Source organism: Anaerolineae bacterium, assembly GCA_013178165.1.
In the GTDB taxonomy this organism is placed as follows: domain Bacteria; phylum Chloroflexota; class Anaerolineae; order Aggregatilineales; family Ch27; genus Ch27.
The window spans coordinates 13,518-26,062 of the sequence record JABLXG010000017.1 but is presented as its reverse complement, the minus strand read 5'-3'; the positions used below and the strand labels follow the sequence as shown (position 1 = coordinate 26,062).

Here is a 12,545-nt window from a genome sequence, read left to right as displayed (position 1 = left end):
TAGGGCGCAATGGCTCAGGAAGCCAGCGCGCGATATCAGATATGTCAGCGGGAATAACTCCGTGCCCTCCCGAACTGTCTTGAAGCTCTTTGTCTGGAACCACCGCCTGTTGTATAAGCACTGCTATCTAAACCGTCTTGACCATGCGAAGTTGCATATCCGTTTAAATATAAACTAATTTGACTAATGATAAAAATGAATATATACTGCTAAATGAGTTGACATAATATATTGTTCCGCGCAGTCCCGCCCACTGATATTGATTGGTATTCTCCCGTTTGCGTCATGGTTCCTCTCATTCCCTAACACTTCGATTCTCCAACGCGAGAGGTTATGTTCGACAGAATCAGAGACATGGAGTGGACCATGAAAAAGCTACTTGTTCTTTGCGCAGCGCTGATCATGCTGGCGATTCCGGCGGTGATTCTGGCGCAGGGCTGCCCGGAATGCGAACAGGGCGATAAGATCACCTGCACCAGTATCCAGGATGGCACGCTGCTGACCAGCGGCGGGTCGGTGATCACCACCGGCTACGATCAATGGGGCTACAATTACCAGGGGCACATGTTCAACGGTTTCTACTGCGATGCTTATCGGAATGCCGACTGGTGCCAGCCTTACAAAGATGTCTCGCTGATCATGAAGTGGAACGATGCCTGGCTCTCCAACCAGGACTGCAATGGTGATGGAAAGCTTGATCGCCACTACGGCTACCCAAGCTATATCGGCTCCGGTGCGTGGCTGACCAATCACCAGTCCGGAAGTTACGACACGAACGGGGTCACCTGCAACTGGACGTACTTCGTCAAGATAGTGGCCGCGCCGGCGGATGCCACGCTTGCTGGGGGCATCTGGTATAACGCTCGTGGTGTCGAGATCGGCCCGGCCATCTGGGGGGAGTTCGCAGTCATTCAGGAGGTCTACAACGATCCATGTGAGGGATTTCATGGCCTGCAATACCTCAGCCCTGACCATGCCGGGCTTGGCAACTGGTAACATCTGATCTTGCTCACGCGCATTAAACCCGGCGCCGGGGCGGGTGACGCCGGGCAGCGGCCCCGCGCAGTAGCGGGGCCGTTTGCTTCACCGGCGAGGATTATTCCGGACTATAACTACCTGTTACATATTCTTGTACCGTTACAGTTTTAAGGCATAAAATGAAGATGACGTTTAGCCCCCTGTTTTGTGTCCCTCACTCACAAGAAGGAGGACAGGATGCGAAAGATGTTTGAGGAATTCAAAGAATTTGCCATGCGCGGCAACGTGATCGACCTGGCCGTCGGCGTGATCATTGGCGCGGCCTTCGGCAAGATCGTCAGCTCGCTGGTCAACGACATCATCATGCCACCCATCGGCCTGCTGCTCGGCGGGATCGACTTCTCCAACCTGTTCATCAATCTCTCCAGCACGCCCTACGCATCGCTGGCCGCCGCCCAGGAGGCCGGAGCGCCGACGATCAACTACGGTCTGTTCATCAACAACGTGATCGACTTCCTGATCGTCGCTTTTGTGATCTTCCTGGTCGTGCGCTGGTTCAACAGCCTCTCCAAGAAGCCGGAAGCGCCCGCCACCCCGACCACCAAGGAATGCCCGTATTGCTACACCCAGATCGCGATCAAGGCCACGCGCTGTCCCAACTGCACTTCGCAACTGGAGCAGACCTCCTGAACGGGCAGCAATCCAACTGGCGAATCTCCACGTATAGATCAGCAGAAAGCGGCGGTCGCCGGGGCGCCGCCGCAAGCTGGTACTCTTGCCGTCGCCGCTGACCTGCGACGGCTGCTTGACAGAAACGCCTAAACAGATGACTATGTGAAGATGAAGCCGGTGCCTGTTTTGCCAGGCGCAAAGGAGGAGGAGTGCAGATGGAAGGGTTCTTCAAGTTCATGGCCAGCACCAATGGCCGTATTGTGCGCGTCATCGTTGGGCTGATCCTGATTGCGATCGGCTGGCTGGCGGTCACCGGGGCCGCTTCGTGGATCCTCGCCATCATCGGCCTGGTGCCGTTGCTGGCGGGAATCTTCGACTTCTGCGTGTTCGCCCCGCTGGCCGGACTGTCCTTCAAGGGGGCTGAAATCCGCGCCAAGAAGTAACACAACAACCTTCACAACACGGGGAGAGCTGACCACATCGCCCTCCCCGTGTTGCTTTGCCAGGTGTGCGCGCCTTAACCGGCGGATGATGACGGCAGGGCTTCTGGCGTCGAACCGCCAGCTTCCTCGTAGACCTCGGAGAAGAAAACCTCGGCCAGTTGCGCGGCGTGGGCCATCAGGTGCCGCCCGGCCTGCACGCCCGCTTCCGAGCGCATGCCTTTGTCCAGCGCGTCCCGGTCAGGGAAGTACAGCTCCAGCGCCCGGTAGAAGACCGGCTGACCCTCCGGCGCGCCATAAATATGGTTCACCTGCCGGCGGATGACGCCGGGGATGCGCTCCATCAGGGCCAGGTTCGCCGTGTAGAATGCTTCAAACGCCTCCGGGTCCGCCGGTTCGCGGTAGAGGATGGTGAGCTTGATCATGGGTCAGCCTTTCATTGCCGCGCGTCACACCGGGGAGATGGTGCTACCCCCTGACCGGTCAACCATACCACGTCCCGCCCCGGCGGCCAAAGCAAAGGCGGCGTGCCTGCCACGCACGCCGCCAGACAACCTGATCGAGCGGACATCCTAACGGCGGCGCATCCCGCCGATCAGCAGGCCCAGCACCAGCCCCAGCAGGAAAGCAATGCCCAGCGACTGCCAGACATTGGCCTGGGCAACCTGCGTCACTTCCTTCCCGATATCCTCAAAGGTGTGATCTTCCAGGTAAGCGGCTGTTCGTTCCAGTTCTGCCGCCAGCTCGTCAGCCCGCTGCTTGGCGCGCGGATCCTCCACACCCTCCACTTCGCGGCGGATGCGATCTGCCGCCCGCTGCAACTCCTCAACCACCTTATCCTTCGCCAGCAGCGCCCGGTTAACCAGGTCGCGGCGCAGTTCGCGCATCTGGGCCTGTACGTCGGCCAGGTCGGCGCGGGCCTGCTCCGCCGCCTGATCCACCCGTGCGCGCACGTCTTCGGCGATCTCCTCGACGCGCTCCTCGATCGGCGTTCCGTTGTCGGCCATAGGCTCCTCCCTGTACGACTTTCACCGCGCTTATACTGATTTGATTATACCCGAAAACCCCAGCGGTGTTTTGCCCGCGACGATCGGCGTCCCCGCGCGGCCACGGCTGCGCCAGGCGCGAGCGTGGTATAATCCCCCGCCATGAGCGCACACCCGTCCTCTGATCGTCTGGCCGTCCTGCGGCGGCGCTGGCGGCGGCTGGCTGTTCTGGCAGCGCTGGCGGCTGTCCTCGTGGCCGGCCTGGGAGCCGATCTCGCCGCCCATGGCCTGGTCTGGCAGGCCCTGTGGAGCATCACCGGCGAGGAGCAACCCGCCGGGCAAATTCGCGGCTTCTTCGAATACCTGGGCAACTTCACCCGCCGCCAGCCAGATACCCGCCCGGAGATCGTCCCGGCGCTGGCGCAGGTCAACCCTTACGGCATCAACACCTTCCTGCAGCAGGAGGTCGAACCGGCCAAGCGCGAGCGCCAGGTGCAGATGATCGCCGAGGCTGGCTTCCACTGGATCCGCCAGGAATTCCCCTGGGAAGATATCGAGATTCACGGGCGCGGCGACTTTGAGGATCGGCGCAATGATCCGCCGCGCAGCGCCTGGGAAAAATACGATCACATCGTGGCCCTGGCCGGGCAATACGGGCTGGAGATCCAGGCCCGGCTGAGCAACCCGCCGGCCTGGAGCCGCGCTGACGGCAACGCGCGCGGCACCTTTGCCCCGCCGGATGACCTGCAGGACTTTGTGAACTACGCGGTCACGGTGGCTGAACGTTATCGAGGGCGCATCCGCGTCTACCAGGTCTGGAATGAGCCAAACATCTACCCCGAATGGGGCGAGCAAAACGTCGATGCGGCGGCCTACACTGACCTGCTCTGCCGTACCTACGAAGCCCTGAAAGCTGTCGACCCGACGATCATCGTCATCAGCGGGGCGCTGGCACCTACCGCCGCGCTCGACGGGCGTAACCTGACTGATGTAGCCTTCCTGCAGCAGATGTACGACGCCGGGGCGGGCACGTGCTTTGACGTACTGGCGGTCAACGGCTACGGATTGCGCAGCGGCCCCACCGACCGGCGCATGCGCCCGATGATCATGAACTTCGGGCGCAACCAGTGGATCCGCGACGTCATGGTCGCCAACGGCGACGCCGAAAAACCGATCTGGATCAGCGAGATGAACTGGAACCCGGTGCCGGGGCCGGAGGAAGTCCCCGATATCGCTGGACGTTACAACTATGGGCAGGTGACCGAAAAGCAGCAGGCCCGCTGGGTGCCGCTGGCCTACGAACGCGCCCGCCTGGAATGGCCCTGGGTAGGCGTGATCAACTACTGGTACTTCAAACCGGCCAGCGACTACGAACGCAACCAGAGCTTCTACTACTTCCGCATGGTGGAGCCGGACTTCACCCCGCTGCCGGTCTACGACGCCATGCAGGCGTACATCGCCGCCCACCCCTACCCGTGATGGCAGTTCCTGGCGGAGCCAGCACACTGGCGCCAACCCGGTCAGATCGGGGCCTGGCGGTGGAAGCGCTCCAGGGAAATGCGCAGGCGATGCTGCTCATTATCGCGAAAGTAATGGAGCAACTCGATCTCCGGCGGCTGAACGCCCATCTGCAACAGCGTGACCGCCACCCGTGCCCGGTAATCCGTCCCCCGATGGAAAAGGTAAGCCAGAATCTCCCAGCGAGCGTTGCGCTGCGGCTCCCCCCAGGTCGTGGTGTAGTCGATGATTTCGCCCAGCTGCGAATCGCGGACGTTCCTGACATAGTCGCGCAGATCGGCTTCTACGGCATCCCAGCGTTTGCGGATCACGTCGCGGTCAGGCAGCATGTCGGGCGTCAGGTTATGCGTCGGCGATATACCGCGCAGCCGGGCCGTCCATAGCCATTCCGCGCCCACCATATTGACCATTTGCTCATGCACCGAAAGCCCCAGCACGTTCTCCTTGCTGGCAAATTGCTCCTCGCCGAGCTGCAATACGCAATCCCAGAGCTGGTGATGCGCCCAGTAGTTATAGTCGCATAGAATCTGAAAGTGCTCGGCAATCATTGGCGGTTTCCTCAAGACCGGGTACAACAACCGGCAGTAGCTGTCAACCCTCATTGTACTGGAAGGTCCCGCCCGGCGATACCACCAGCGCTGCGCGGGGCCAGGCGGAGAGATGCGCTGATGATCCAGCAGTGCCCGACAACGCCTCGCCCACCTGTACAGCGCAGCCTGTGGCTGGCCCTGGCCGTGATCGTCCTGCTGCTGGCTGCCGGGTTGCGGCTGCACCAACTGGACGCGCAATCGCTCTGGAATGACGAAGGCGCCAGCTACGCCATGACCCAGCGGACGCCGGAGGCCATCATCGCCAACGCCGCCGCCGATATCCACCCGCCTGGCTACTATCTGCTGCTGGCAGGCTGGACGCGCCTGGCCGGAACAAGCGAATTCGCCTTGCGCTTTCCCTCCGCGCTGACCAGCCTGCTCACCGTGGCCCTGATCTACACGCTGGGACGGCGGTTATCCGGGCGGGGGGCGGGCATTGCCGCCGCCCTGCTGCTGGCAGCCAACACGTTCGCCATCTACTACGCCCAAGAAGCGCGGATGTACGCCCTGCTGGGTCTGTGGGCGTCGGCGGGCATGGCGGCGCTGGTTGCCTGGCTGGAGCGCGATGGGACGTCCCACGTCCCGTTGATCGCCCTGGCGCTGATCAACACCGCCGGGCTGTACACCCAGTACGCCTACCCGCTGACCATGCTGGCTCAGGGCGCGCTGTTCGTCCTGTGGTGGGTGTGGCGCTCTCCCCGATGGCAACCGCTGCTGCGCTATGTCGCCGCCAACCTCCTGACGCTGGCATTCTTCACCCCCTGGATCGGGGAAGCGCTCCGCCAGGTAACTACCTGGCCGAATAGCGGCGCGGGCACGCCGCCGGAGACGCTGCTGAGTACCGTCGCGTTCGGGCTGGCGGCGGGATCACCGCCGTGGTGGGCCATCTTCGCCGCGCTGACCTGCGCCGCAACCGGCCTGTGGTTCCGCCGCGACCGCCCGCTGCTGGCCCTGCCCGCAATCTGGGCCGCTGTGACGCTGGGCGCTTTCGCCCTGTTGCGACTCCAGCCGGACGACATCAAACAGCTCACGCCCGCCGCCAGTGCGATCGCTCTGTGGCTGGGCGCAGGATTGGCCGCCCTCTGGCGCGAGCGCTGTGCCGCACCGCGTATCGCCGCTGTAGCCGTCACCGTGGCTTTGGGCGCGACCCTGCTGGGTGCCCTGCCCGCGCTCTATAGCGATCCCGCCTTCCAGCGCGATGACTACCGGGCGATGGCTGCTGCCGTCCGGGCTGAGGCCGGTTCGGATGACGCTGTGATCCTGACCGGCCCCGGACAGGGAGAAGTCTGGGCCTATTATTACGATGGCCCGCTGCCAGTCTACCCGCTGCCGCGCGGCCTGGGTGGCGACGATGCGGCTACGCGGGCCGAACTGGAGACTATCCTGCGCAACCACCGGCGTATCTTCGCCCTGTTCTGGGGGGAACAAGAGCGTGACCCGAACGGCATCGTGACCGGAACGCTGGCCAGCCAGGCCTTCGAGGTCAGATCAGTCTGGGTGGGACGAGTGCGCTTTGTAGTCTACGCCGTCCCGCACGAAGCCGCGCATGCACCCACAACGCTGCTCGACCTGCGCTTCGCCGCCGCCAACGGCGACGCGCTGGTGCTGGAAGGCTACGCACTCGACCGGGTGGAGTCCTACGCGCCGGGCAACGCGCTCACCCTGACCCTGTTCTGGCGGGCCGATTCGCTGCTGCAAACCCGCTACAAGGTCTTCGTCCATCTCTACGCCAACCCGGACGCGCCCCCGCCCGCCCAGCATGATAGCGAGCCAGGCGGCGGGCTGGCGCCGACCACCACCTGGACGCCCGGCGCGACCGTGATCGATCGCCACGGCATCTTGATCCCCGCTGATCTGCCGCCGGGAGAGTACACGCTGGCGGTGGGGGTCTACGCCGCGGATGACCCGGCGGCGCGCCTGACCAGCCCGCAGGGGGAACGGGTGGCGATCAGGCAGGTGCACGTAGGGTGAGCCAGCGCAAGTACGGGACACCGCCACACACCGCAAGCGATCGCCGGTCGTCCCGGCCTGTACCCGGCTTACCCCCCTTCCCGGTGAGCGGTGTACACTGGAGCACATCTGGCTGTCAGAGACGCTCCCCCGCCAACAACAAGCAGGGAGCAGCTACCGATCCGAGGCGAAGCAATGCCCGACCAGTTGCCTGAACACCTGACAGACGTGCCGGGGGTGCTTTCCCCGCTAGCCCTGCGTGCCGCCTGGGAGATGCCCTGGAAGGCCCGCAATGAGATCGCCCGCCTGGTCATCCTGCCCTGGGTGCGGCTGCAGTTTGCCCTGACCGGAGTCCGCTGGGGACGCGGCTGGCGGCTGTACGGCGCGCCGATCCTGCAGATTCATCGCCGGGCGCGTCTGACCATCGGCGACCGGCTCAACCTGCGTTCCACGGTACGTAGCAATCCGCTCGGCCCCTCCCATCCGGTGATCCTCAGCGCCCGCCGCGCCGGGGCGCAGATCACCATCGGCGATGACTTCGGCATGACCGGTGGCGTGATCGTGGCCGAGGAACGGATCACGATCGGCGCGCGGGTGATCGTCGGGGCCAACAGCGCCATCGTTGACACCGACTTCCACCCGCTGGACGCCCGCCGCCGCCAGACTGATCCCAGCGCCGGGGCTACCGCGCCGATCGTCATCGAGGATGATGTGTTCATCGGGATGGAGTGCCTGATCCTCAAAGGGGCGCACATCGGCGCGGGCAGCGTGATCGGCGCGCGCAGCGTGGTCACCGGTGTCATCCCACCGGGCGTGATCGCGGCTGGCAATCCGGCTCGTGTCCTGCGCCGCCTGACTGATGGCGAAGCCGTTGTGCGTGAGGTGTAGGCTATGCTCCCGCTGCTCCTGCAGGGTATCAGTTTTGGCTATGCCGCCGGGGTGACGCCCGGCCCGCTGCAAATCTTCCTGGTGATGCAGACTTTACAGTACGGCTGGCGGCACGCCATCTGGTTGATCCTCTCCCCCCTGTTGAGTGACGGTCCGATCGTTGCCCTGATCCTGCTGGTGTTGCAGCAGGCCAGTGACGGCCTGCTGCGGGCAGTCGGATTGGCTGGCGGAGCGTTCGTGCTCTACCTGGCCTGGGGCCTGTGGAAACAGTTGCGCCGCGGCGACTTCAACCCCGTCCCCGTCGGTGCAGCGTCCGCCGCCACCCCGGCCAGCCCCTGGGCGGCGCTGCGCAAGGCGGTGACCATCAACATGCTCGGCCCCGGCCCCTGGCTGTTCTGGGGGACGGCAATGGGGCCGGTGGTCATCGCCGCCTGGCGGGAGTCACGGCCCTCGGCGATCCTGTTTGTGGCCGGGTTCTATGGCACGTTCCTGCTGGTGATGGCTGCTCAGGTGTTGCTTGTGCAACAGGCGCGGCGGCTGGGCACGGGCGTGGTACGCACCGCACTCTGGATCGGGCTGGGGGCGATGATCCTCTTCGCCGGGCGGTTGTGGTGGAGTGCCCTGGTACCCTAAAGCGTTACGGCAGCCACTCGTTGACCATGTCGTACACGTTATTGACGGTCACCTGGTACACGGCGTAGCTGGCGACCTCCACAATGAAAATCTCAAAATCGCCATCCTGGTCGGAGGAATAGGCCAGGAAGCGGCCATCAGGCGACCAGCGCGGGCGCACCGCCCGGCCCAGCGTATCCACGATCAACAGCGGCTGCCCGCCGATCAACGACTGGATGTAGATGTCGATATCATCCGGGTTAGCAGGCGAATAGGCGTCGTAGGCGACCTGCTGGCCATTGGGCGAAATATCCGGGTTGCCCTCAATCAACAGGTTACCGTCGGCCGTCAGGAAGTCGCTCTGGCCACTGAGATCGATCAGCTTGAGATCAACCGTGCCGCCGGCAGGCCGCGCATCATGGACGTAAACGAGGCGCGTTGAATCGCCCCAGGTTGGCGCAACACTGTTGACCGTCCCATTGGTCAGGCGGACAAGGGCGGGTTGCGCCGGCTGGCCATCAGGCGGCGGCGGGGCATCCAGCAAATTGAGCGATAGGATGTAGATATCGTTGTTGGTGCGGCCCGGTTCGCGAGCCGTGAAAGCGATCCGCGTACCATCCGGGGAAAAGCTGCCGTAATCCTGCTTCTGCAGGATGGCGCTACCGATCAACTGGGAAAGGAGCTGCGGCGGGCGCGAGCCATCCAGATAGGCGATCTCCAGGCCCTGCTCACGCGTCCCGACGGAGAAGCGGGTGTAGATCAGCCGATCGCCCAGCGGAGACATATCCGGGGAGCCGCCGCGATCGTCATACAGCGTGCGCGGCGGGTTGCCATCGAGCGGAATCTCCACCACCGGGACGAAGCCTTCCCCGACGAAATCCGGGCCGGAAACGGCCAGCAACCGCCCGCCAACCAGGCCGGAACCGATCACCGTCGGCAGCGGCGTGGCTCCCGGCCCAGAAGCCAGAGTCGGGGAAGCCGCCGGAGTCCAGGTAGGCGGTAGCGTTGGGCGACCGGGGATAGGGGTAGGCGTCGGCGGGTTGGCGGTGGCGGCGGCGAAAGTCGCCTCGTTATCGCGGGCGATCTGGTCGCGCGTCGCCTGCATGGCGGCCAGTGTGGCCTGGGATTGCTGGGCGGCCAGGGCATTGTTGCTGATGATGATCGCCGCCAGTACGATGATAGCCAGGACCAGCACGCCCAGACCGCCGGCGATCAGGATCAGGGTGCGGCGGCTGACGCCCGGTATCAGGTCCCGGCGGTCGTCTTCCCCTTCATCGTCGCCAAACAGATCGTCAACATGGGTTTGCAGTCGTTTCAGAATCTGGCGGGCGCGCTCATTGTGGGGGTTGATCGCCAGCACCTTTTTGAGCGCCCGGATGCGTTCCTGATCGGTCTCCATGACCGCGGCCAGCCAGTACCAGGCTTTCTCGTGATTGGGATCGCGGGCGATAACCTGTTCAAACAGCGCACGGGCGCGCGCCCGATCGCCTTCGCGGGCGGCGCTCATCCCATCGCGCAGGAGCTGCTCAAGGCTGGGCTGTTCGCTCATGGGTTGCCCCCTTCTCCGGTCGACCTCGACCTGCCGCCGATAATCGCCTGTATTGTAATCCTGCCTCCGGGGCGGGCAAGCCGGCTCAGCCCGGCCTCAGCGCCGGAAGGCCCCCGGCAGCCAGGCCGCCTCAATCGCGTCTTCCGCGCCGGATGTCACCGGCAGGACAGCACCACTGTAAGGATCAATCAGGTACAGGCGGAAGTTGGCGCTGGCGCGGTTGGAACTGAAGACAATCCAGCGCCCATCAGGACTCCAGGCCGGGTCGCGATCCTCAGCGCTGTCATTGCGGGTCAGCAACCGCTCGTTGGAGCCATCGGCGTTCATCAGGTACAGATCGGCGTCACGATCGCGGTCAGAGACAAATACGATCTGCTGCCCATCTGGCGACCAGGCCGGCGCGTAACTGCTGCCCTGTGAATCGGTCAGCCGGACGACATCCGTCCCATCAGGACGCATCCGGTACAGCTCGGTCTGGCCGCGGCCATCGCGGTCGGAGACAAAGACGATCGTCTGTCCATCGGGCGACCAGACCGGGTCACGATCGATAATCCCGCTGTTATCGGTCAGGCGAGCCAGGCTGGTGCCCTCCACATTGGTCAGGTAAACATCTTCCTCACCATTCACCCTGGCGCTGAAGACAATGCGGTAGCCATCCGGCGACCATGAGGGCGAGCTAACCCGTTCGGCGTTGCGCAGGTCGGTGAGCGCCACTGGCGTAGCCGCGCTTCCCACACCCTGCCCCGGCTCAGGGGTCGGCGTAGCCGTCCGGCGACCCTCCGGCGGCCCCGGCAGCAGCAGGGCGGCGATCTGGCGCTCCCCCTCAATGGTGGTGACATACACCAGATGGCGGCCACCCGGCCCCGGCGCAGGGGCGCGGTCATCGCCTGTTCCATCGGTCAGGGCAGCCAGGTCGGCGCCGTCGCCCCGCACGGTGGCCAGCCGGTAAGTTGCCGCGCCGGAGACGCGCTGGCTAAAGACCAGGCTGTAGCTGCCCGGTGCAGGCGGCAGAGGGGAGGGCGTGGCGCTGGGGAGCGGGCTGGGCGTGTGGGAAGGCGTCCAGGTGATCGGCAGGAATGTAGGCCGGGGCGGGCCGGTGACGATGACAATCGGGGCGTAAGTCGGCGTCGCCGTAGCCAGCAGAGCCAGACGGGTGGCAAAAGCGGGCGTCGGCGTGGCGGCGCTCAGCCAGGCCGCCAGATCGCCGGGCAGCGCCGTCGCCAGCACAATCCCCATGGCCGCCACCAGCAGAATCACCGCGCCGACGAACCACGGCCAGCGCGGGGCGCGCCGCGCTACAGCCGGGACATAATAGCGGACCAGTTCCGGCTCTCTGGCCTCTTCTTCCGGCGCTACTTCCTCGATCGGGACAACCTCTTCCAGAAAAGGCGCTGCTGGAGTGATCTCAGCTGCGGCCCGTTCAGCCCGTGCGGCGACGATCAGGTCGCGGATCAGGGCGGCGTTCTGCTCCTCCTGCGTGAGTTCCGGCTCAGGCTCCGGCGCCGCCGGACGCTCCAGAACAGGCTGAAAATCGGCCTCGGTGATCGCTTCGTCAGAGCCAATGCGCCGGGCAATATCCTGCGCTTCCTCCGCTTTGCGCCGGGCGCGCGGCCCGCCCAGCCGGTTGAGCGCCTCGCGGGCTTCGCGGTTGGCGGGGTTGATCTCCAGGGCGATCTCCAGCGCCTCGCGCCGCTCGGCATTGGTAGCGACCACAGCCGCCATCCACAGCCAGGCGGTCTCATTGTACGGATCGGCGGTGACGATCTCCTCCAGGATAGCCCGCGCCGCAGCGCGCTGGCCGGTGCGGGCCAGCGCAATACCTTCCTGAAGACGCCTGTCCAGTTCCGGGTTGCTGCTCACGGCCTGTCCTCACAGGGTAATGGGCGACCGCGCGGGCCGGACCGCCCGGCAGGATCGCGCCTGAGACTGGAATCGGGCATGGATGCTGGACCTACGCCACAGCGATGAGCAGCAGCACCGCAGCAACCACCACCAGCACAACAACCAGAATGGCCAGCACGCCGAAAAACAGCGTCCGCCTGGCCCGGGCTTTTTCCATGCGGGCGATGCGCTCAAGCTCGTCGCGGGCGGCCCTGTTGCGAGGGTTGATCTTCAGGACACGCTGCAGGTACTGGCGGCGTTCCCCTTTCTTTTTAGACAGGGCTGCCATCCACAGCAGGGCACGCTCATTACGCGGGTCCTGAGCCAGAACCTGCTGGAACATCACCCGCGCACCCTGAGGATTCTGCTTGCTGGTCTGGATGGCCAGCTGCAACAACTCTTCGCGGTTTAGCCCGCGCGATTCCTCATCATCTATCGCTCGTCTGACCATAACTACATTCACCCATCTGGTACAGGACAC

General features: G+C 64.4%; 14 protein-coding genes. 8 read left to right on the top strand and 6 right to left on the bottom strand.

Annotation, left to right across the window (positions count from 1 at the left end):
- The first annotated feature begins 366 nt into the window (after positions 1 to 366).
- The 3 genes from HPY64_11425 (at position 367) to HPY64_11415 (ending at position 2,093) form a co-directional block, all read left to right on the top strand.
- Positions 367 to 996 carry a hypothetical protein gene (locus tag HPY64_11425; GenBank protein ID NPV67747.1) on the top strand — a complete coding sequence of 210 codons (630 nt, stop codon included), beginning with the start codon at positions 367 to 369 and terminating at the stop codon, positions 994 to 996.
- A gap of 228 nt (positions 997 to 1,224) precedes the next feature.
- Positions 1,225 to 1,668, top strand: coding sequence for a large conductance mechanosensitive channel protein MscL (gene mscL, locus HPY64_11420; GenBank protein NPV67746.1), 444 nt, complete (start codon positions 1,225 to 1,227; stop codon positions 1,666 to 1,668).
- A 197-nt stretch (positions 1,669 to 1,865) separates the two neighbouring features.
- A complete protein-coding gene (locus HPY64_11415) occupies positions 1,866 to 2,093 on the top strand; it encodes a DUF2892 domain-containing protein (protein NPV67745.1) in 228 nt (75 codons plus the stop codon).
- Positions 2,094 to 2,167: 74 nt separating this feature from the next.
- Here the strand turns inward: HPY64_11415 and HPY64_11410 are convergent, their stop codons facing one another.
- Entirely contained in the window at positions 2,168 to 2,515 is a 348-nt protein-coding gene (locus HPY64_11410; GenBank protein NPV67744.1) for an EthD family reductase, read from the bottom strand.
- Here HPY64_11410 and HPY64_11405 point away from each other — a divergent pair.
- Positions 2,514 to 2,666 (top strand): hypothetical protein, encoded by a 153-nt coding sequence (locus tag HPY64_11405; GenBank protein ID NPV67743.1) that lies wholly within the window; start codon positions 2,514 to 2,516, stop codon positions 2,664 to 2,666. The two genes, HPY64_11410 and HPY64_11405, sit on opposite strands and share 2 nt — an antisense overlap.
- On the opposite strand, the gene HPY64_11400 is transcribed toward HPY64_11405, so the two are convergent.
- Complete coding sequence (locus HPY64_11400; protein ID NPV67742.1) at positions 2,663 to 3,097, bottom strand: hypothetical protein; 435 nt, start codon at positions 3,095 to 3,097, stop codon at positions 2,663 to 2,665. The two genes, HPY64_11405 and HPY64_11400, sit on opposite strands and share 4 nt — an antisense overlap.
- A 141-nt stretch (positions 3,098 to 3,238) precedes the next feature.
- On the opposite strand from HPY64_11400, the gene HPY64_11395 reads away from it, so the two are divergent.
- Positions 3,239 to 4,555, top strand: coding sequence for a hypothetical protein (locus HPY64_11395; protein NPV67741.1), 1,317 nt, complete (start codon positions 3,239 to 3,241; stop codon positions 4,553 to 4,555).
- Positions 4,556 to 4,596: 41 nt separating this feature from the next.
- Here the strand turns inward: HPY64_11395 and HPY64_11390 are convergent, their stop codons facing one another.
- Positions 4,597 to 5,142, bottom strand: coding sequence for a hypothetical protein (locus HPY64_11390; GenBank protein ID NPV67740.1), 546 nt, complete (start codon positions 5,140 to 5,142; stop codon positions 4,597 to 4,599).
- A gap of 120 nt (positions 5,143 to 5,262) precedes the next feature.
- On the opposite strand from HPY64_11390, the gene HPY64_11385 reads away from it, so the two are divergent.
- The 3 genes from HPY64_11385 to HPY64_11375 all read left to right on the top strand — a co-directional run bounded on the left by HPY64_11385 (position 5,263) and on the right by HPY64_11375 (position 8,655).
- On the top strand, positions 5,263 to 7,155 hold the full coding sequence (locus HPY64_11385) for a hypothetical protein (protein ID NPV67739.1): 1,893 nt from the start codon (positions 5,263 to 5,265) through the stop codon (positions 7,153 to 7,155).
- A gap of 174 nt (positions 7,156 to 7,329) precedes the next feature.
- Positions 7,330 to 8,022: an acyltransferase gene (locus tag HPY64_11380; protein ID NPV67738.1), complete on the top strand. Its 693-nt coding sequence runs from the start codon at positions 7,330 to 7,332 to the stop codon at positions 8,020 to 8,022.
- A 3-nt stretch (positions 8,023 to 8,025) separates the two neighbouring features.
- The gene (locus HPY64_11375; protein NPV67737.1) at positions 8,026 to 8,655 is read left to right on the top strand and encodes a LysE family transporter; all 630 of its coding nucleotides are present in this window, start codon (positions 8,026 to 8,028) and stop codon (positions 8,653 to 8,655) included.
- Between the two features lie 4 nt (positions 8,656 to 8,659).
- On the opposite strand, the gene HPY64_11370 is transcribed toward HPY64_11375, so the two are convergent.
- The 3 genes from HPY64_11370 to HPY64_11360 all read right to left on the bottom strand — a co-directional run bounded on the left by HPY64_11370 (position 8,660) and on the right by HPY64_11360 (position 12,515).
- Entirely contained in the window at positions 8,660 to 10,183 is a 1,524-nt protein-coding gene (locus tag HPY64_11370; protein ID NPV67736.1) for a hypothetical protein, read from the bottom strand.
- A 96-nt stretch (positions 10,184 to 10,279) separates the two neighbouring features.
- Positions 10,280 to 12,043, bottom strand: coding sequence for a hypothetical protein (locus HPY64_11365; GenBank protein ID NPV67735.1), 1,764 nt, complete (start codon positions 12,041 to 12,043; stop codon positions 10,280 to 10,282).
- Positions 12,044 to 12,134: 91 nt separating this feature from the next.
- Positions 12,135 to 12,515 (bottom strand): hypothetical protein, encoded by a 381-nt coding sequence (locus HPY64_11360; GenBank protein NPV67734.1) that lies wholly within the window; start codon positions 12,513 to 12,515, stop codon positions 12,135 to 12,137.
- Positions 12,516 to 12,545 lie beyond the last annotated feature (30 nt).

Bases quoted from the DNA above. Each gene is read 5' to 3' on its own strand.
- mscL (NPV67746.1), top strand. From the start codon at position 1,225: ATGTTTGAGGAATTCAAAGAATTTGCCATGCGCGGCAACGTGATCGAC.
- HPY64_11370 (NPV67736.1), bottom strand. From the start codon at position 10,183: ATGAGCGAACAGCCCAGCCTTGAGCAGCTCCTGCGCGATGGGATGAGC.
- HPY64_11405 (NPV67743.1), top strand. From the start codon at position 2,514: ATGGGTCAGCCTTTCATTGCCGCGCGTCACACCGGGGAGATGGTGCTA.
- HPY64_11410 (NPV67744.1), bottom strand. From the start codon at position 2,515: ATGATCAAGCTCACCATCCTCTACCGCGAACCGGCGGACCCGGAGGCG.
- HPY64_11395 (NPV67741.1), top strand. From the start codon at position 3,239: ATGAGCGCACACCCGTCCTCTGATCGTCTGGCCGTCCTGCGGCGGCGC.
- HPY64_11425 (NPV67747.1), top strand. From the start codon at position 367: ATGAAAAAGCTACTTGTTCTTTGCGCAGCGCTGATCATGCTGGCGATT.
- HPY64_11400 (NPV67742.1), bottom strand. From the start codon at position 3,097: ATGGCCGACAACGGAACGCCGATCGAGGAGCGCGTCGAGGAGATCGCC.
- HPY64_11380 (NPV67738.1), top strand. From the start codon at position 7,330: ATGCCCGACCAGTTGCCTGAACACCTGACAGACGTGCCGGGGGTGCTT.
- HPY64_11385 (NPV67739.1), top strand. From the start codon at position 5,263: ATGATCCAGCAGTGCCCGACAACGCCTCGCCCACCTGTACAGCGCAGC.
- HPY64_11360 (NPV67734.1), bottom strand. From the start codon at position 12,515: ATGGTCAGACGAGCGATAGATGATGAGGAATCGCGCGGGCTAAACCGC.
- HPY64_11375 (NPV67737.1), top strand. From the start codon at position 8,026: ATGCTCCCGCTGCTCCTGCAGGGTATCAGTTTTGGCTATGCCGCCGGG.
- HPY64_11415 (NPV67745.1), top strand. From the start codon at position 1,866: ATGGAAGGGTTCTTCAAGTTCATGGCCAGCACCAATGGCCGTATTGTG.
- HPY64_11390 (NPV67740.1), bottom strand. From the start codon at position 5,142: ATGATTGCCGAGCACTTTCAGATTCTATGCGACTATAACTACTGGGCG.